Source organism: Pseudomonas sp. WS 5010, assembly GCF_012985565.1.
In the GTDB taxonomy this organism is placed as follows: domain Bacteria; phylum Pseudomonadota; class Gammaproteobacteria; order Pseudomonadales; family Pseudomonadaceae; genus Aquipseudomonas.
Window position 1 is genome coordinate 207,835 of record NZ_JAAQWQ010000002.1, and the last position, 18,316, is coordinate 226,150.

Annotated in this window: 19 protein-coding genes; 5 read left to right on the forward strand and 14 right to left on the reverse strand. The window is 64.7% G+C overall.

Annotated features, from left to right (window positions below; translation table 11 throughout):
* Positions 1-110 precede the first annotated feature (110 nt).
* The 11 genes from HBO11_RS05825 to nirS form a co-directional block, all read right to left on the reverse strand.
* Positions 111-1,571, reverse strand: a complete 1,461-nt coding sequence (locus HBO11_RS05825) for a cytochrome D1 domain-containing protein (RefSeq protein WP_169953098.1) — start codon at positions 1,569-1,571, stop codon at positions 111-113.
* Positions 1,568-2,401 carry a uroporphyrinogen-III C-methyltransferase gene (cobA, locus tag HBO11_RS05830; RefSeq protein ID WP_169953101.1) on the reverse strand — a complete coding sequence of 278 codons (834 nt, stop codon included), beginning with the start codon at positions 2,399-2,401 and terminating at the stop codon, positions 1,568-1,570. The genes HBO11_RS05825 and cobA overlap by 4 nt, the downstream gene beginning before the upstream one ends.
* 67 nt (positions 2,402-2,468) lie before the next feature.
* Positions 2,469-3,647: a heme d1 biosynthesis radical SAM protein NirJ gene (gene nirJ, locus HBO11_RS05835; RefSeq protein ID WP_169953103.1), complete on the reverse strand. Its 1,179-nt coding sequence runs from the start codon at positions 3,645-3,647 to the stop codon at positions 2,469-2,471.
* A 14-nt stretch (positions 3,648-3,661) separates the two neighbouring features.
* A complete protein-coding gene (locus tag HBO11_RS05840) occupies positions 3,662-4,180 on the reverse strand; it encodes an Lrp/AsnC family transcriptional regulator (RefSeq protein WP_169953105.1) in 519 nt (172 codons plus the stop codon).
* Entirely contained in the window at positions 4,155-4,598 is a 444-nt protein-coding gene (locus HBO11_RS05845) for an Lrp/AsnC family transcriptional regulator (RefSeq protein ID WP_169953107.1), read from the reverse strand. The genes HBO11_RS05840 and HBO11_RS05845 overlap by 26 nt, the downstream gene beginning before the upstream one ends.
* Positions 4,591-5,106 (reverse strand): AsnC family protein, encoded by a 516-nt coding sequence (locus tag HBO11_RS05850; RefSeq protein ID WP_169953109.1) that lies wholly within the window; start codon positions 5,104-5,106, stop codon positions 4,591-4,593. Before HBO11_RS05850 ends, HBO11_RS05845 begins: the two co-directional genes overlap by 8 nt.
* Positions 5,103-5,561 (reverse strand): Lrp/AsnC family transcriptional regulator, encoded by a 459-nt coding sequence (locus HBO11_RS05855; RefSeq protein WP_169864180.1) that lies wholly within the window; start codon positions 5,559-5,561, stop codon positions 5,103-5,105. Before HBO11_RS05855 ends, HBO11_RS05850 begins: the two co-directional genes overlap by 4 nt.
* A gap of 1 nt (position 5,562) precedes the next feature.
* Positions 5,563-6,735, reverse strand: coding sequence for a cytochrome D1 domain-containing protein (locus HBO11_RS05860; protein ID WP_169953112.1), 1,173 nt, complete (start codon positions 6,733-6,735; stop codon positions 5,563-5,565).
* Positions 6,732-7,058: a cytochrome c gene (locus HBO11_RS05865; protein ID WP_169953114.1), complete on the reverse strand. Its 327-nt coding sequence runs from the start codon at positions 7,056-7,058 to the stop codon at positions 6,732-6,734. The genes HBO11_RS05860 and HBO11_RS05865 overlap by 4 nt, the downstream gene beginning before the upstream one ends.
* A gap of 16 nt (positions 7,059-7,074) precedes the next feature.
* Positions 7,075-7,389 carry a c-type cytochrome gene (locus HBO11_RS05870; protein ID WP_169953116.1) on the reverse strand — a complete coding sequence of 105 codons (315 nt, stop codon included), beginning with the start codon at positions 7,387-7,389 and terminating at the stop codon, positions 7,075-7,077.
* Positions 7,390-7,413: 24 nt separating this feature from the next.
* The gene (gene nirS, locus HBO11_RS05875) at positions 7,414-8,982 is read right to left on the reverse strand and encodes a nitrite reductase (protein ID WP_262376912.1); all 1,569 of its coding nucleotides are present in this window, start codon (positions 8,980-8,982) and stop codon (positions 7,414-7,416) included.
* Between the two features lie 302 nt (positions 8,983-9,284).
* Between nirS and HBO11_RS05880 the strand changes: the two genes are divergently transcribed.
* The 3 genes from HBO11_RS05880 to HBO11_RS05890 are packed head-to-tail and all read left to right on the forward strand — an operon-like array spanning position 9,285 to position 10,829.
* Positions 9,285-10,061: a CbbQ/NirQ/NorQ/GpvN family protein gene (locus tag HBO11_RS05880; RefSeq protein ID WP_169953120.1), complete on the forward strand. Its 777-nt coding sequence runs from the start codon at positions 9,285-9,287 to the stop codon at positions 10,059-10,061.
* A complete protein-coding gene (locus HBO11_RS05885) occupies positions 10,045-10,611 on the forward strand; it encodes a cytochrome c oxidase subunit 3 (protein WP_169953122.1) in 567 nt (188 codons plus the stop codon). The genes HBO11_RS05880 and HBO11_RS05885 overlap by 17 nt, the downstream gene beginning before the upstream one ends.
* Positions 10,575-10,829 carry a cytochrome C oxidase subunit IV family protein gene (locus HBO11_RS05890; RefSeq protein ID WP_169953125.1) on the forward strand — a complete coding sequence of 85 codons (255 nt, stop codon included), beginning with the start codon at positions 10,575-10,577 and terminating at the stop codon, positions 10,827-10,829. The genes HBO11_RS05885 and HBO11_RS05890 overlap by 37 nt, the downstream gene beginning before the upstream one ends.
* Before the next feature lie 324 nt (positions 10,830-11,153).
* On the opposite strand, the gene HBO11_RS05895 is transcribed toward HBO11_RS05890, so the two are convergent.
* The 3 genes from HBO11_RS05895 to HBO11_RS05905 all read right to left on the reverse strand — a co-directional run bounded on the left by HBO11_RS05895 (position 11,154) and on the right by HBO11_RS05905 (position 16,114).
* Entirely contained in the window at positions 11,154-13,010 is a 1,857-nt protein-coding gene (locus HBO11_RS05895; RefSeq protein ID WP_169953127.1) for an ABC transporter ATP-binding protein, read from the reverse strand.
* Positions 13,003-14,769: an ABC transporter ATP-binding protein gene (locus tag HBO11_RS05900; RefSeq protein WP_169953129.1), complete on the reverse strand. Its 1,767-nt coding sequence runs from the start codon at positions 14,767-14,769 to the stop codon at positions 13,003-13,005. Before HBO11_RS05900 ends, HBO11_RS05895 begins: the two co-directional genes overlap by 8 nt.
* A 112-nt stretch (positions 14,770-14,881) precedes the next feature.
* The gene (locus tag HBO11_RS05905) at positions 14,882-16,114 is read right to left on the reverse strand and encodes an acyl-CoA dehydrogenase family protein (protein WP_169953132.1); all 1,233 of its coding nucleotides are present in this window, start codon (positions 16,112-16,114) and stop codon (positions 14,882-14,884) included.
* Positions 16,115-16,465: 351 nt separating this feature from the next.
* On the opposite strand from HBO11_RS05905, the gene HBO11_RS05910 reads away from it, so the two are divergent.
* Both HBO11_RS05910 and HBO11_RS05915 read left to right on the forward strand, forming a co-directional pair.
* A complete protein-coding gene (locus HBO11_RS05910; RefSeq protein ID WP_169953135.1) occupies positions 16,466-17,509 on the forward strand; it encodes an ABC transporter substrate-binding protein in 1,044 nt (347 codons plus the stop codon).
* Between the two features lie 15 nt (positions 17,510-17,524).
* The gene (locus HBO11_RS05915; RefSeq protein WP_169953137.1) at positions 17,525-18,256 is read left to right on the forward strand and encodes a class II aldolase/adducin family protein; all 732 of its coding nucleotides are present in this window, start codon (positions 17,525-17,527) and stop codon (positions 18,254-18,256) included.
* The last annotated feature ends 60 nt before the right edge of the window (positions 18,257-18,316 follow it).

Below are 18,316 nucleotides of genomic sequence, written 5' to 3' on the forward strand. Positions count from 1 at the left end.
GGTGTGGCCAAGCAGATCCCCTGTGGGAGCGGGCTTGCCCGCGATAGCTGCAGCCCACTCACCATCCCTCTTGGCGGGTACACCGCTATCGCCAGTCACCCACCCCCACATCAATGTGAAGTCCCCTCAGCAAACTCGATCTTGTTCCCCACGTTGTACTTGCCCGAAGGCTTGTTCATGGGAATCCGCTTGACCTCCTGCAGCGTCTGGCTGTCATACACGATCAACGCACCCTCGCGATCCCAGATGCTCAACAGCAGGTAACGCCCATCCCGGGTGAACTCCACGTGCGCCGCCGTCTTGCCCGGCATGGGCCGCAAGGTGTGGGCGATTTCCAGGGTCTGCTTGTCGATCAAGTGGATCGCATCATTGCCGGGCGCAAAAAACACATCACTCCACACATAGCGCGAGTTGCTGTGGCTGCGCATAAAGAACCCCGGCCCGAGGGTGGGGATCTGTTTGATCAGCTTCCAGGTCTTGAGGTCCAGCACCGAAATCTGCCCCTTGCTGATATTCGGCGTGGCAAACACCCACTGCCCGTTGCGCTGCCAGTAAGTCCCCGAGCCCAGGTGCGGCATGCCGGCCAGCGCAATGTCGGTGATCACCTGCCCGGAGTCGAGGTCGATCACTTGCCCGCCGCCGGCCTTGCGCGAGGTGGCGAGCAGTTGGCGATAGTCAGGTGAAAAGGAGAAGTCATCGAGCACATCCTGGGCCTGGATGCGCCGGGGTTCGAAGCTCGGGCTGGGCGCCGCATAGGACAACTCCCAAACCTCATTCACATCCTTGAGGGCGACGATAAAGCTGTTGCGCGGAGGAGCGGTGTACACCGCGCTGACCCGCGAGTTTGTCGGTAAGGTCTTGACCAGCGACAGATCGCGCGCATCCAGCACCACCAGGTTGCCCGGCAGGTAATTGCCCACCAGCACCCAGCGCCCGTCCTTGCTCACCGCGAGGTTGCGGGTATTGAGCCCGGCGCGGACCTCGGCGATCAACTTGAGGTTGTGCAGGTCATACAGGCTGATCCAGCCGTCGCGCGAAGCAAAGTACACAAAACGCCCGTCCGGAGAAAATTTCGGCCCGCCATGTACGGCAAAGTGCGAGGCAAAGCGGTCGAGCACTTCAAAGCGATCACCGTCGAGAATATCGATGTGATGGTCGCCGGACTCCACCACCACAAACAGGTTCAGCGGGTCGGCGTGGTGTTGCGGGGTGCTCGGCAGTTGGCTGAGGTCGGCCAATTGGCGATGGCTGCTACGGATATCCTGTTCGTTCCAGGTCGCGGGGGTGGCCGGCGGCTGTTGCAGAAAACTCACCAGCGCGTCGATCTGTTGCGCCGTCAGCAGCGGCGCGAATGCCGCCATCTGGCTGGCCGGGCGGCCGTGTTCGATCACCTGGCGCATCTCGGCCGGCTTGATTCGCCCCAGGCTCTCGGGCAACAACGCCGGGCCGCTGCTGCCGACCCGGTTGGGGCCATGGCAGCTTTGGCAATGCTGCTGGTAATCGGCGGCGGCATCCGGTGCGCCGTGGGCGGCGCTGGCCCAGAGCAGCGGCACCAGCCACAGGCGTTTCATACCGCCACCCTGGACGCCGCGAAGTGGCCGGGCACAAGGCTGGCGGGGTAGTGCAGGGCGGCGTCGGCAAACAGGTCGACCACCTGCCCGATCACCGTCAAGGTCGGCACGCCGGGCTCGCACATCAGCGCCAGGGCTGGCAGCAGGCGCAGGGTGCCGCGATGCACCTGCTGGTCGGCGCGGGCGCCGTTGCAGATCAGCGCCGCTGGCGTGTCGCCGGGCAGGCCGGCACCGATCAGGCGCTCGGCGATCATCGCCAGGTTCGACAGGCCCATGTAGAACACCAGGGTCTGGCTGCCGTCGGCGAGGCTGTCCCAGGGCAGCTTCAATTCGCCGTCGCGCTGCAAATGCCCGGTGACAAAGCGGCACGAGTTGACCAGGTCACGATGGGTCAGCGGGATGCCCGCATAGGCGCTGCAACCGGATGCCGCCGTGATGCCGGGCACCACCTGGCACGACACACCTTGCGCCAGCAGGTACTCCAGCTCTTCGGCACCGCGGCCAAACACGAACGGGTCGCCGCCCTTGAGTCGCACCACCCGCTGCCCCTGCTGGGCCAGTTCGGCCAGCAGTTCGTTGATCTGCGCCTGGGGCAGGCTGTGATAACCGCTGGCCTTGCCCACGTAATGCCGGGCGCAGGTCAGTGGGATCAGGGCCAGCAGATCGGCACTGATCAGGCGATCGAACACCACCGCATCGGCCTGCATCAGCAGGCTCCAGGCGCGCAGGGTGAGCAGGCGCGGGTCACCGGGGCCGGCGCCGACCAGGGCGACTTCGCCGGGGTGGAAGGGGCTGTGCAGCACGGAGGGTAATGCGTGGGATGAGTGCATGAGACTTCCTTGGTTCATCATCAGGTTGGCGGCCCCCGGTTGTGTCACCAGGTGGCCGGCCGGTGGTTCAGCGTGCCGAGCAAGGAATCAAGGTGGGCGGTGTACGGGCGATCTCTGCATCGCTGAGGTAGCAACCGGGGTCCGGGCCCCAGAGGTCGCCGTCGGCCCAGGCGCGGGTGCGCGTGTTGCCGTTGCAGATCCCCAGCCAGCGGCACTCGGTACAACGGCCACCGATCTGGCGTGGGTATTGGCGCAGGCGCAGCAGCAACGGGTCGGGGCGCTCCAGCCAGATCTCGCGGAACGAGGTGTGGCGCACATTGCCCACCGAGTATTGCCACCAGTAAGTGTCCGGGTGCACTTCGCCGGTGTTGTCGATATTGGCAATGCCGCTGCCCGAGGCATTGCCGCCCCAGGCATGCAGCAGGTGTTCAAGTTGCGGGTAGTGTTCCGGCAGGTGCTGGTGCACCCATTGCAGCAACAACACGGCGTCGGCGTCGTTGTTGCCGCTGACAAAATCACTGGCCACGCCATTCTGGATGTCGTCCCAGGCCTGCTGGAAAATCATCAGCATGGCCTCGCGGCTCATCTGCTGGTGCGCGTCCAGTTGCCGGCTGCGTTTGCCGCGCCCACTGTAGTTGAGGTGCGAGAGGTAAAACTTCTGCACATCGTATTCCCGCATCAAGGCCAGCAATTGCGGGAGCTGCGCGTGGTTTTCCTGGGTCAGGGTCGTGCGCAGGCCGACGCGGATACCCGCCTGGCGGCACAGGTTGATGGCGTGCATCGAGCGCTCGAAACTACCTTCGCATTGGCGGAATGCATCGTGGGTGGCCTTCAAGCCATCGATGCTGATGCCCACATAGTCAAAGCGTGCGGCGGCGATCTGCTGGATGTTGCCTTCATCGATCAGCGTGCCATTGCTCGACAGCGCAACAAAAAAACCCTTGGCACGGGCATAGGCGCTGAGTTGGAACAGGTCCTCGCGCAGCAGGGGTTCGCCGCCCGAGAGAATCAACACCTTGACCCCGGCCTCGTGCAGGTCATCGATCACCTTCAGTGCGGCCTCGGTGTCCAGTTCATCGCGGAACACGCTGTCGGCGCTGGTGGCATAGCAGTGCTTGCAGGTCAGGTTGCAACGGCGCAGCAGGTTCCAGATCACCACCGGCGCGCGCTGGCTGCCCGGTTTGGCGCTGCGCGGTGGTGGGCATTGACCGGCCAGGGTGCGCAGGTAATGACTGATCCTAAGCATAAGATGTTCCTTCTTCAGCGCGCACGTGCAGGAGCGAGGGGAGAGCTCAGGCGCAAGCCGGTTTTTTTCAGGATGCGACTGCTCACCAGCATCTCGTCCGCCCGGCTGGCATCGCCCAGCAGGAAGCGCAGGTGTTCGCGGTAACTGTCGATTTCTTCACGGCTGCGCCCATGCACCATGGCGAACAGGTTGTACGGCCAATCCGCGCGCCGGGGGCGGCGGTAGCAGTGGCTGACAAAGGGCTGGGCGCCGATCAGCTCGCCCAGGCGCGGCATCTGTTCGTCGCACACATCCCACACGGTCATGCCGTTGTGGCGGTAGCCCAGGCGATAGTGATTGGGCACGGCGGCGATCCGGCGGATGGCGCCTTCCCCTTGCAGGCGCTTGAGCAGGTCCAGGGTCGATTCGACGCTGATGCCCAGTTGCTCGGCGAGCCAGGTCCAGGGGTCTTCCACCAGCGGCAGGCCGGCTTCGGTCAAATGGATCAGGCGCTGGGCCAGGTTCTCGTCAAACCGGGAAATACAGGCCGACATGGTAGGTTTGCTCCTTGGGCAGGTTAAGCACCTCAAGCCCGGTCAGGGTGTGGATATGCGCCAGGGTCTGGTCGAGGTCGTCGCAGGTTGCGCAGGCCAGCACAAACCACATGTTCCAGGGATGCTCGCGCCGGTAGTTGTGGGCCACTTGCGGCAGGTCGTTGAGTTGCGCCGCGACCTCTTCAAAACGTGATTCGGGCACCGCAAGGGCGGCCAGGGTGAACGCGCCCCCCAGGCGCTCGATGTCGAACATCGGCCCGAAGCGCGTCAGCACGCCGTCTTCGAGCAGCAGGTGCAGGCGGTCGAGCAACGCGTCGGGCGTGCTGCGTAGCTCATCAGCCACTGCCTGCCATGGGTCACGCACCAGCGGCAGGCCCCGTTGCAGGCGGTTGATCAGTTGCCGGTCGAGTTCATCCATGGGCCCATACCTGTGACGGCGGCGGCGCAAAACGCCCGCCGCATTGCTTGAACATGCGCGTGCTGAACAGCAGGTGGTGGGGCAGGTCGCTGAGCAGATGCTGTTGCAGCAGCGCCTCGATCTGCGCCTGTACCGCTGCGCGTTCACGCCCGTGCACCATGCAGAACAGGTTGTAGCGCCAGTGCGGCAAGCGCCGTGGCCGCTGGTAGCAAAGGGTGATGCCCGGCGCGCGGCCCAGGCGCTGGCCGACTTCATCGATCAGTGCATCGGGCACATCCAGCACCAGCATCGCATTGGCCACATAGCCCAGGGCGCGGTGGTTGAGCACCAGGCCGACGCGGCGGAACAGACCCTGTTCCTGCCATTGCTGCATCTGCTTGAGCACTTGCAGGTGATGGGCTCCGATCTGCTCGGCGAGGTCTTCATAGGGCCGCGACACGCGCGGCAGCCCGCGCTCCAGGCACTGGCGCAGGTCAAGCAATTGTTCATGGTTCAGCGGCGCGATCACGGGTGGACTCCCAGGGCGAAACCCAGGTCGATGCGGTAGGAGGTAAGCATGGGCAGGTCCAGGGGGATCAGGCCGGTGTCCTTTTCCAGCTCTTCCAGGATCTGTTCCAGATGGCGGCGATTAGGCCCGGTCAGCACAAACCACAGGTTGTAGTGATGTTCGCGGGCGTAGTTGTGATTGACCTCGGGGTAGCGGCTGATGCGCGCCGCCACTTGCTCCAGGCGCTCGGCGGGCACAGCCAGGGCGGCGAGGGTACTGGCGCCGGCACGGCTGTGATCGAACACCGGCCCGACCCGCGACAGCGCGCCCGCCAGTTCCAGGCGTTGCAGGCAGGCCATCAGCTCGCGCTCGCTGCAACCCAGGGTTTGCGCCATTTCCAGGTAAGGCTCGGCACACAGCGGCATGCCGTGTTGATAGCGGTCGATCAGGCGTGCGGTCAGTTCATCCAGTTCCATCTCAGTACCCCATTTTTTGCGCGCGGCTGCTGAAGAAGATGCCGCTGGGGCTGTCGGCCGGCAGGGTCTTGAGCAAGGTCAAACGATAAGGATCCCAGACCTGCACCTGCTGGCCGTCGCGAACCGACAACCACAGCTGCTCACCGCGCCCGGTGAATTCCATGTGCAGCACACCGGGGCCGGGGCGCAGGTCCGCGACCACCTGGTGGGTTTCACTGTCGAGTACCTGCACCCGATCGTTGTCGGGGTAGGCGAAGTTGACCCACAACTGGCGCCCATCAGGCCGTGCGGTGACAAAAATCGGCTGGCCGGCCACGGCGATGGCGGCGGTCTGCTGCCAGGTGCGTGCGTCCATCACCAGCACCTGGTGCCGGCCCACGGCGGGCACGAACGCCTGGTTGTCGGCCACGGCCCAGCCTTCCAGATGCGGCATCTTGTACACCGGCAGTTTTTCCTGGCCGCGACCGTAATCGGCCAGCACGCGCTTGACCCCCAGTTCGGGGTGCCACAGGTCGAGCTGGGCCATGCCGTCCTCGCCAAACAAACCGGCCATGTAGTAACGGCCATCGGCAGTGATCAGCGCGTCATAGGGCTGGCGGCCAATACCGCTGAAGCGGGTGATGGCCGGGGTGTTGCCCTGGCTGAAATCGGCGCTCCAGATCTCGTCGGTATCAAACAGGCTGAACACAAAGCGCTGCCCTGGCGCATCCACCAGGCCCACCACCCGCGAGCGTTTGCCGTCGGCCACGGGCGTGGCCGGGATATCGGCCACCTGTTGCAGGGTCACCGCGTCGAACACCTTGACCCCGCCCGGTTGGTAGTTGGAGACCGCAATCAGGCGCCCATCCTGGCTGATCGCGCCGCCGATGCTGTTGCCGCCCTGGATCAGGCGTTGGTCGATGCGCTGGGTCAGCAGGTCAATCTTGGTCAACCCGCCGTCCCGGCCAAAGAGGTAGGCGTAGCGCTGGTCCCGGGAGAACACCGCCGAGGCGTGGGACAGATCCCCCAGCCCCTCGACCCGGGCCAGGCGCGCCTGGTGGCTGCTGTCGATAATCAGCAGGCTGCCGCTGGCACGCTCTACCACCAGGCCCAGGTCGCCGGTGCCGCGTAGCGGTGGCTGGACACAGGCCGTGAGCAACAGGCCGGCAATGCACACAAACAGGGGACGGATCATGGCGCAGGGGTTCCTTGCAGGAGGCGATCCACCAGCCAGGCAATTTCGCCGGCATTGAGCAACGGCGCCCAGCCAGGCATCGCCAGGGCAGGGCGGCCATAGGTCACGGTGGCAATCAGGGCATCGCGGGTCTGCCCGGCCAGGGCTTGGGGCGTCAGGGCCGGGCCCAGGCCACCGGTCAGGTGCAGGCCGTGACAGGCCCCGCAGTCCTGGGTCAGCAGGTGTTCCAGCTGGACCTGGCGCGCAGGCGCCGGTGCTCCGTGCACCGGCGCGGGAATGAGGAAAAGCAACGCCATGGCCGAACCGATCATCGAGACTTGCATGGCGTGCTCCTTGTGCTTATTTCAGGCTCAACACCCATTGGGCGAGGGTCAGGGCTTCGGCGTCGGTGACGGGGTTGGCCGGCATCGGAATCGGTCCCCAGTTACCCTGGGTACCGTTCTTGATGTGGCTGGCCAAGGTTTTGTCAGCGTCCTTGACGCCGGCATTTTTTGCCGCGACTTCCTTGAGCGCCGGCCCCACCATCTTGCTGTCGATGGTGTGGCAGGCAGCGCAGGGTTTGCTCTTGAACAGCGCCGCACCATCCTCGGCAACGGCCGTGGACAGGCTCAACGCCGCGCCCAGGGCCGCGAGTGCAAGCAGGATATTTTTCATTGGGTTGCCTCTTGTTGATGAAGCTCAATAAATGTCGAATTGGGTGTTGTAGACATTGAACTTGCCGGTCGGGGTAATCAGGCGCTTGTCCTTGATCACGTTCTTGAGCTTGAGGGTCTTGTCATCGACCACCACCAGCGCCGACTCCTCTTCCTGGCCGTTCCACACCGAGAACCACACTTCATCGCCCGCCTTGTTGTATTCCGGCTGCACCACGCGCAGGGCGCCTTGCTTGATGCCCGACCATTGGGCAATCGGCAGCACGGTGTAGCCGGCGTCGAGCTTGTCGATATTGAACACGGCCACCGACTGGCTGAGCTTGGTGTCGGGGTTGAGGGTGGTGTCGACGTACAGGTGCCGCGAGTTGGGGTGGGTCTTGATAAACAGCGAGCCACCGCCCTGGCCATTGAGCGAGGTCACCTGCTTCCAGGCGTACTGCGGATGCTTGACCGGGTCGGTGCCGATCACCGAAACCCCACCGTCACCCAAGTGGCTGGTGGCCCATACCGGACCATATTGCGGGTGCACAAAGTTGGCGCCACGACCGGGGTGCGGGGTCTTGCCCACATCCACCAGGGCGGTGAGCTTGCGCTCCTTGGAGTCGATCACCGCGACCTTGTTGGAGTTGTTCGCGGCCGTCATGAAGTAGCGGTGGGTGCTGTCCCAACCGCCGTCATGCAAGAAAGGCGCGGCGTCGATGGTGGTGATGGTGAGGTTCTTGATGTCCTGGTAGTTGACCAGCATCACCTTGCCGGTTTCCTTGACGTTGACGATGAACTCCGGCCATTCGTGGGAGGCGATGATCGCCGCCACACGCGGTTCAGGGTGGTACTCCTGTTTGTCCACGGTCATGCCACGGGTCGAGACGATCTGCTTGGGCTCCAGGGTCTCGCCGTCCATGATGGTGAACTGCGGCGGCCAGTAGGAACCGGCAATCGCGTACTTGTCTTCATAGCCCTTGAACTTGGAGGTCTCCACCGAGCGGGCCTCGATGCCCACCTTGATCTCGGCGACCTTGGTCGGCTCGGCGGGCCACAGGTCGATCATGTCGATCTTGGCGTCACGGCCGATCACCAGCAGGTAGCGGCCCGAAGCAGAGATCCGCGAGATATGCACGGCGTAGCCGGTGTCGATGAGTTTGACGATTTTTTTGCTGTCGCCGTCGATCAGGGCGATTTTGCCGTCGTCACGCAGGGTGACGGAGAACAGGTTTTCCAGGTTCAGCGTGTTGAGCTGCTTCTTCGGGCGGTCTTGGGGCTTGACCAGTACCTTCCAGGTCTTGAGGGTTTCGGCCATGCCCCATTCCGGCGGCGTCGGCGCGGTGTGCTGGATGAAGGTTGCCATGCTGGTGATCTGCGCCTTGGTCAGCGCATTGGAGGTGCCCCAGTTCGGCATGCCGGCGGGGGAGCCGTAGGTGATCAAGGCTTCCAGATACGCCTGGCCCCGGGCCTGGGTGATGTCCGGGGTCAGCGGCTTGCCGGTGGCGCCCTTGCGCAACACACCGTGGCAGCCGGCGCAGCGCTCGAAGTAGATCTGCTTCGAGGCATCGAACTCGGCTTGGCTCAAGTCGGGTGCGCCGGGGCTCTTGACCATGGCCGTCGCCGGTGCAGGTGCAGCCGCGAAGGCCTGCGTTGAGAGGGCCAGGGCCAGCGCGCAGCTGAGCCTGGCCAGCGTCAGTACGAAGGGTGTTTTGTTGCGAGTCAGCATTCCATCTCTCCTCAGGCAAGACCTTTGCGATCCGGGTAGAACGCAGGTTCTTAGTGCCAGCAGAGACTATGTCGAGGCGGGTGAATGACCGCTTGACGGCGATCAAGTTTGCCTTGAGTACGGCTTGCCAGGTTGTCGCAGGGCCCCGTAGCGTGGCCGTCAAACCCGTTGCCCATGCAAGGTGCACCATGACCGAACCCTTCTACCAAGCCGTCAACAACGAGCATGAGTTGTTCGAACACGCCTGGCGCCACCGCATGCCAGTGTTGATCAAGGGCCCCACCGGCTGCGGCAAGACCCGCTTCGTCCAGCATATGGCTCATCGTCTGCAACTGCCGCTGTACACCGTGGCCTGCCACGACGACCTCAGCGCCGCCGACCTGATCGGCCGTCACCTGATCGGCGCCCAGGGCACCTGGTGGCAGGATGGCCCGCTAACCCGCGCGGTGCGTGAAGGGGGTATCTGCTACCTGGACGAAGTGGTCGAGGCGCGCCAGGACACCGCCGTGGTCCTGCACCCGGTGGCCGATGACCGTCGCGAGCTGTTCCTGGAACGCACGGGCGAAGTCCTCAAGGCGCCGCCGTCGTTCATGCTGGTGGTGTCTTACAACCCCGGTTACCAGAACCTGCTCAAAGGCATGAAACCCAGCACCCGCCAGCGCTTCGTCGCGATGCGTTTTGGCTATCCGTCGCCCCTGGAAGAAGAACGCATCGTCGCCCGCGAAGCCCAGGTAGACAGCGCCCTGGCGGCCCAGGTGGTACGCCTGGGGCAGGCCTTGCGCCGGCTGGACCAGCATGATCTGGAAGAGGTGGCGTCGACGCGCCTGCTGATCTTCACCGCGCGCCTGATTGCCGCTGGCATGCACCCGCGTGAAGCGTGCATGGCGTGCCTGGCTGAAGCGCTGAGCGATGATCCGCAAACCGTTGCGGCCCTGATGGACGTGGTTGATGTTCACTTCAGTTGAACGGCGCCTGCCGGGCGACCTGGCGATGTGGTTCTTCATCCTCGCCGAACTCTCGGTGTTTGCGCTGCTGATCCTCGCCTTTGCGGCGGCCCAGATGCTCCAGCCCCAAGCCTTTGCCGAAGGCCGCGCACAGCTGGATACCTCCACCGGCCTGGCTATGACCCTGAGCCTGCTGACAGCCGGCCTGCTGGCGGCGTTGGCGCAGCAACAACTGCTTGCCGGCCAGCCTCGGCGGGCAAGTGGGTTATTGCTGTTGGGGCTGTCGGTGGCGGTGGTGTATGTGTGGATCAAGCTTGGCGAGTACGGGCACCTGGCCGCTGCCGGACTGGGGCTGGAGCACAGCACGTTCTTTACCCTGTACTGGATTCTGACCGGGTTTCACTTCCTGCATGTCCTGTTGGGGATGGTGATCCTGGCATGGCTGGCGTTGCACTGCTGGCGTGGGGCTTATGGACCGGGGCGCCAGTCGGGGTTCGAGTCAGGGGTGCTCTATTGGCACATGGTGGATCTGGTATGGGTGGTGTTGTTTCCCCTGGTGTACGTGTTGTGAGGCTGCTGGCCTGCTGGGGCGCGTTGGTGCTGCTGAGCGTAGGCACGGTCATGTCGGGCGCTGCGGGGCTGTGGTGGATAGTGGTGTTGGCAGCAGTGGCCAAGGCCTGGATGATTACCGATGGGTTTATGGAACTGCGGCATGCGCCCCCGGGGTGGCGGGCCGCGATGTTGGCCTGGCCGGTGGTATTGGTGATGGGGATTGTGGTGATGCATTAAGGGCGCACATTTATCGAAACTGCCGCGCCGCTTACCTGTGGGCTTGCCCGCGATAGCAATACATCAGCCGAAGAACATACTGCCTGACCCACCGCCATCGCCGGCAAGCCAGCTCCCACATGTGATTTGCAGTGTGGCCAAATTCTCTGCCCAAGCCAGCGCCCCCTGTAGGAGCGGGCTTGCCCGCGATAGCGGTACATCAGCCGAAGAACATACTGCCTGACCCACCGCCATCGCCGGCAAGCCAGCTCCCACGTGTGATTTGTGCTGTGGCCAAATTCTCTGCCCAAGTGAGCCCCCCTGTGGGAGCGGGCTTGCCCGCGCCTATATCACGGTTTCCGCCACGGGCACCACCCCTTGCGCGCCTCGCAGATACGACTGGTACAACGCCGCATACGCCCCCCCTTGTTCAATCAGCTGCCGATGCGGCCCAAGCTCCACCACCTGTCCATGCCGTACCACCGCAATGCGATCCGCATCCCGAATCGTCGCCAGGCGGTGGGCGATGATGATTGCCGTGCGCCCCTCGCACAACCGTCGCAAGGCCCGCTGGATGCGCCGCTCGGTATGGATATCCACCGCCGACGTCGCCTCGTCCAGCACCAGCACCGCAGGATCCGCCAGGTACGCGCGTACCAGGCACACCAGTTGCCGCTGGCCGTGACTCAGGTGTGCACCCAGTGGGCCGACTTCGGTGTGATATTGATGGGGCAGTCGCTCCAGCACTTCGTCGGCGCCCAGTTCGCGGGCTGCGGCGATCAGTCGGCTGTCATCGGCGTCCGGTGCCGCCAGGCGCAGGTTGTCGAGGATGCTGCCGCTGAACAACACGTTGTCCTGCAGCACCACCCCGACGTTGCGCCGCAGGGTGTGTTGCGCCAGTTCGCGCACATCGATGCCGTCAAGCAGCACCGCCCCCGTCTGTACCTCGTAGAAGCGCGTCAGCAGTTGCACCAAGGTACTTTTGCCATGCCCGGAAGGGCCGACAATCGCCAGCACTTGGCCGGCGGGGATGTGCAGGTCGAGATTGTTGATCACCGGTGCCTGCGCCCCCGGCGTATAGCTGAACCCCACCCCCTGGAAGTGCACTTCACCCCGCGCCCGCGCCAAGGTGGCAGGCGCGGCGCAGTCGGTGATCTGCGCCCGGGTATCGAGCAGCAGGAAAATCCGCTGGGCACTGGCCGACCCCGTGGCGTAGCGCTCGAACAGGTCGGACAGCTCCTGCAACGGCCCGAGGAACAAGAACACATAAAACAGGCTCTCCGCGACCTGGCCCACGGTCACATCACCCGCCGCCAGGCCATAGGCGCCCACCAGCAACAGCACGGCAATCCCCGCCGAGCTGAGCAGCGCGGTAAACGGCGCAAACCAGCTGGAGCGCAAGCTGCCGCGAATCAAGGCGTGGTTGAAGTCATCCAGCAGGCCACGATAGCGCCGCAGGTTCGGCCCTTGCTGGGCGCACTGTTGCAACAGGCGTACGCCGCTGACGCTTTCCACCAGGTGTGCGGTAAAGCGGCTGCGGTTTTCCGCGACCCTGGCCCAGTTGCGCTGGGATATCCGCTTGAAGCTCCAGGTCGCCAACACCAGCAGCGGTACCGTCGCCACCAGGCTGAGGAAGAAGCGCGGGTCGATGCGCCACAGCATCACCGAGGCCAGCCCACACCGCAGCAGGGCCCCGAGCAGTTCTGGCGGGCCCTGGATCAGCAGCGGTTCGAGGGCATCCACATCGCGATCGACCCGGGAAATGATGCGCCCGGCCCGGGTCTGGTCGAAGTAGCTGACACTCAAGCCCTGGACATGGGCAAACACCCGCACGCGCAGGGCGTTGAGCACCCCAATCGCCGCGCCCCCGGCGACGAACTGCGACACCCCGGCCAACAGGAAACGCAGCAGCCAACTGGCGGCCAACCCGAGGCCCAGCCACAGCACCAGGCGCTCATCCAGCAACCAGTGCTCGGCTTGTTGTACCAGGCCGCGGTCCAGCAGTTCACGCACAAACCAGGGGCGCAGGAACACGGTGAACACCAGCAGCACTTCAATGCCGATCACTGCCAGGATCTGCCGGCGGATCGGCTGCAGCAACGGCAGCAGGCGCTTGAACATGCTGCGGTCCAGGGCCTTTTTGGCAAGCATTTCTTCGATTTCGATATCGCTCAAGGCTTTGCCGGCGATTGGATTAGCCATGGTCGATCCCTAGCAGGTCGCGGTAGTGCGCGTTGGTGTGTTGCAGCTGGGCATGGGGTCCCTCGGCGGCGATCTTGCCGCCTTCGAGCATCAGCACCCGGTCGGCCAGGAGGATGGTCGAGAGCTTGCTGGAGATCACCAGCACCGTGGTGCCGCGCAGTTGCCGCAGGTTGTGCAGCACCAGGCGCTCGCTGATTGCATCGAGGGCGCTGGTGGCGTCGTCCAGGCACAGAATGTCTGGCGCACCGAGCAGCGCCCGCGCCAGGCACAGGCGTTGACGCTGACCGCCCGACAAGGTGACGCCGCGATCGCCCAGGGGTGTTTCCAGGCCCTGGGGCAAGCGCTGCAAGACGTCATCGGCTGCTGCCATGCGCAGCGCCGCGTGCAGTTGTTCATCGGTGGCGCTGGGTGCGCTCAGGCGCAGGTTGGCCGCCAGGCTGCCGGCAAACAGGAAACTCTCCTGGGGCACCACATGCACGCGGCGACGCAACTGTGCGAGGTTCAGGCTGCGGATATCCTGCCAACCGTCCTGCGCCGAACCCAGCAGCACGCGCCCGGCACTGACGTCGGTCAGGCGCGGCAACAGGCTGGCCAGCAGGCTCTTGCCGGTACCGGTGGCGCCCACCAGGGCGACGATTTCCCCAGGCTGCAAGGTCAGCGAGCAATCCTGCAAAATGTCGCGGCCACCCCCCGGCGCGCTGACGCTGACGTGCTCCAGGCGCAAGCCCAGGGGGCTGGCGGGCAGGCTCGCGCTGCCGTCGCCAATTGCCAGCGGCGCGTCGAGCAACTGCCAGATGCGTTCGGCACTGGCCCGGGCGTCGGCGAAGGTTTGCATCACCCGGCCAATGCCCTCGATACGAAACACCAGGGTGGTGGCGATCAGCAGTGAGGTCACCAGTTCACCGATGTTCAACTGCCCGGCCGCCACCAGATGGGCGCCGTACACCAGGATCCACACATGGCCGAACGCGACCACCGCCTGGGGCAGGGGGATGCGCGAGCTGGAATAGGCCAGGGCTTGGCGTGCGAGGCTGGCAAACACTGCCACCTGGCTGGAGAAGCCGTTGATGCGCTGCTGCTCCAGGGCAAATGACTTGATCACCCGCACCCCACCGATGCCTTCGCTCAGGTCCTGGTTGACCCGGTCGTAGGCCGCGCCCACGGCGCGATCCAGGCTCACCAGGCGCTCGGTCTGGCGCACGAAAATCCACAGGCCGGTGACGGTCAACAGCAGCGGCACCAGGCCCAGCAGCGGGTGATACCAGCTCAACAAGCCCACCGTGGCCAGCACCACCAGCGGTGTTTCTACCACCTGGCGCCAAAAGCTGATCAGCGCATCGCGCACCTTGTCGGCATCGCGGGTGGTACGGGTGATCATCTCGCCCATGCCGTGTTGCCAGTGATAGCCCAGGTGCAGGTTCTGCACCTGGTCGAGAATGCGCTCACGCAGGCGCGTCAGCAGCTCCTGGCTGAGCACCAGGGACAGCACGCTGGCCGCGTATTGCAACACCCCGCGCCCCAGCGCCACGGCCAGCATCAACCCCAGCCAGTACCAGCCAAGGCTGGCGTCGAGGCTGCCATCCGCCTGGCGTACCACCGCGTGCCCGGCGCTGACATCGTTGACCGCATGGCCGATCAGCCACTGCTGCCAGACCAGCCCGAGGTTGATCGCCACATACAGCGCGGCCACCAGGCAGAAGCGCCAGGGCATCTCCCGGTAGATCGCCAGGCTGCGTAAAAGAGGATGTTTTTCGCTCATGAAAAGCTCAATCAAAACCCTGTAGGAGCTGGCTTGCCAGCGATCGGGCCCGCAAGCCATGCGCCGGTTCAAGGGCGCCATCGCCGGCAAGCCGGCTCCTACAGGGAGGGGGTTAGCGGGTGGTAGCGCCCTGGGTCTGCTTGGCATTGAGGATCGCGGTGTATTCGCCCGGGTCCACGCCGTTGAGGTAGTAGTTGCCCACGTGGTGCAAGCGCCAGCGGATCGGGTCATGGGTGGTGTGCACCCGGGCATTGCGCCAGAAGCGGTCCAGGTTCCATTTGCTCAGGGACGAGCTGGCGCCCAGCAGCGAGAAAATATCACTGGAGATCTTCAGCGAAGCAGCGTCCGAATGCGCCCGCGCAGTGGCCACCGACAGGATCAACTCGTCTTGCAGCTCTTTGTTTTCCGGGTCCAGTTCATGCTGGTCGAACACCCGCGCGGCGTCGCGCAACAGTGACTCGGCCGCGCGCAAGGCCACGGCGTACTCGCCGACCTGCTTGATGATGTGCGGTTCTTCATTGGCGTGGTCCACGCCGCTTTCCACCCATGGCCGGGCGTTGTGCTTGAGGTAATCGACGGCGGCGCCCAGCGCGCCGGCCGCAATCCCGGTGTCGATGGCGGCGTGGAGGATCTGCGGGAAGGTCAGCCCGGTGCGTTTCATCGGGCCCTTGCGTTGCGAGACGAAGGCTTCGTCCAGTTCGATAGCGTCAAAGCGCACGGTACCACTGACCGAATTTTTTTGGCCGAAGGCCTCCCAGTCATCGAGCAGGGTCAGGCCCGGGGTATTGCGGTTGAGCAGCACGCTGGCGCCGCCATCGTCACTGGCTGCGGTCAGCGAGATCCACTCGGCGAGGTAGGAACCGGTGGAGTAGAACTTGCTGCCATTGAGCACCAGCTTACCGTCGGCGCGGCGTTCGACGCGGGTCTTGAGGGCGAACTTGTTTTTCCCGCCCACTTCCGCCAGGGCGTTGCCGAAACGTTTGCCGGCCAGTACATCGGCAATCAGTCGATCGCGCACGGCGTCGCTGTAGCCGCTGAAAATCCCGCGCAGCATCACGTTATGGATTTGCAGCAACTGGCCGACGCCGCCATCGGCCACCGAGACCAGGCGTACGGTTTCGACGATGGTCTGCACCGAGGCACCCAGCCCGCCAAAGGCCTTGGGCACGCCGATGGCGGTCAGGCCGCTTTCGGACAACAGCTGGGCCTGGCGCCAAGGCAGTTGGCCGTTTTGCTGGGGGTCGGCGGCGATCCGGGCGATCTCCAGGGCGATCTCCCGGGCGACGGCGATGGCCTCAGCCTCGCTGTGCAGTTGGCGCGTGGGTGCCTGTTCAAACGTGGTCATTGCTACTCATCCTTATGCTAGATCCCGCCCCCTGTAGGAGCCGGCTTGCCGGCGATGGCGTCCTTGATAACGCCATCGCCGGCAAGCCGGCTCCTACAGGGGAGTGCGGTGTTGAAGGGGCTTGAGCAAGTTCTGCGCCAACGCCTAAATGCGGGCTTGCGGCGGGCGGGGTGTTGCTGGAGCAGCAACCGCGTCACGCCGGCTGCTGGGTCAGCAGCAGTGCTGTTGGCAGGCCAGCAGCCCTCTGCCTGACGTTTGCGCCAAGCCCTTGCGCAGCGGGGCTTTGGCCATTTGGCACGGCCTCTGCAATAGCTCCCGGCAACTGCCTTGCCCAATTCAATGGAGCTGCCTATGACCCTTTGCGCTGTCTTGCCCACGCCCACCCTGGAGCAGATCTGGTTCACCCGTTGCCCGGTGCCGACCGCTTCCGGGATCGCCTACAAGCTGGGTTGGTTGAGCGAGGAATTCGCTGCCGACGGCCTGCCGGTCGCCACATTGCAGGAGGCTCGTCAACTGGGCCGTCACCATTACGATCACGACCTGCCGGGACTGTTTCGCGAAGGCGGCAACGTCCCGGCATTGGCCGCCCGCGCGGGTGGTGCACCAAGCCGGCTGATCGGCCTGACCTGGATTGAAGAGTGGCAAACCATCCTGGTCCGCCCGGACTCCGGCATCAGCCGCCCCGCAGACCTCAAAGGCAAGCGCCTGGCGCTGCCGGCCTGGGGCGACAACCGTCCCGGCAGCATCGCCCGGGCCATGAGCCTGCATGGCTACAAAGGCGCGCTGAGCCTGGCCGGCCTGGGCTTTGACGATGTACAGCTGGTGGAAGTGGCGTTGCAGGACCAACAACAGGCGCCCGACCCGCAGCAGGGTTTGCAGCGCCTGTGGTCCGGCCTGGATTACCTGGTGCGTGGCGAGGTGGATGCGGTGTACGTCAAGGGCGCATCGGCCGCCGATGCCGCGCGCCGCCTGGGGTTGGTGGTGGGCATTGACCTGGACCTGATCGCCGAGCCGCGCTACCGCATCAACAACGGCACGCCACGCCCGATCACGGTCCACCAGGACCTGCTGGACAACCATTTCGACCTGGTGGTGCGCTTCCTCGCGCAAACCCTTGGCGCCGCCGACTGGGCGGCGAACAACCGTGAGGCCCTGAACGCCATCCTCGAAGAAGAAACCCGCGCCGGCAGTGCCGGTGTGGCCGAGGCCTATCGCGGCGACTTCCACACCACATTGGCGCCGGATTTGTCGGCCCAGCGTCTGGAGTTTCTCGGCGTCCAGAAAGATTTCCTCTACCTGCACGGCTTCCTGGAGCGCGATTTCGCCATCGCCGACTGGGTCGACCCGCGCCCCCTGCAAGCTGCCCATGAACTGTTGGCCAAGCGCCGCGCCTGAACCTGGAGAAACCCCATGACTGCGATTGTCCTCGCTCAACCCATCAGCCAGCCCCTGCAAGACTTCATCGACAAGGTGCTGCTGGAAGCCGAAGAGGCCTTCACCGTGTTCCGCGAAACCAACACCATCACCGCCAATGGCACGGTCGGCTTTGTCGAGCGCGTACCCGGCGAAGAGCTGCTGGTGTCCGTCAACTACGGTGGGCCCTGGAACTACCGCAAGCCGCTACAGGCCACGGTCAGCGACTTTGCCGGCAACCTGATCTACGGCAATGGCAAGGGCGGGGCAGGGCGCTACACCAAGCTGTTCGAGCAGCACCCGGACGTGACCACCGTGTCCCACGTGCACTCGCCGTACCTCGGCGCCTGGGCCCAGACCCACCGCACCTTGCCGTTCCACTACGTGCCGGTGCAGCGTTACCAACTGGCCCGCGAGCTGCCGGTGTACATCGACCGACGCCAGCAGGAAGTGGACTTCATCCTCGACAAAATCGCCGAGAACCCTTTCAACCTGGCGATCCTCGAAGCCAACGGCGGCGCCACGGTGTGGGGCAAGCAGGGCCTGCGCGCCACCGCAGAATTCATTGTGTTGCTGGAGGAGGGCGCGCAACTGCAATTGCTCGCCGACGCCCTGGGTGGCTCCCGCGCCTACGGCCCTGGGGTGCTGACCCAGCAATGGAAAATGAGCGGCCTGTATGAGCAAGCCACGGCCCTGGGCCTGGTCCCGGCCATCGACCGCCGCACCTGACCCTTGTGGTAGCTGGTTTACCGCTATCGCCGGCAAGCCGGCTCCTACAGTGGGCCGGCG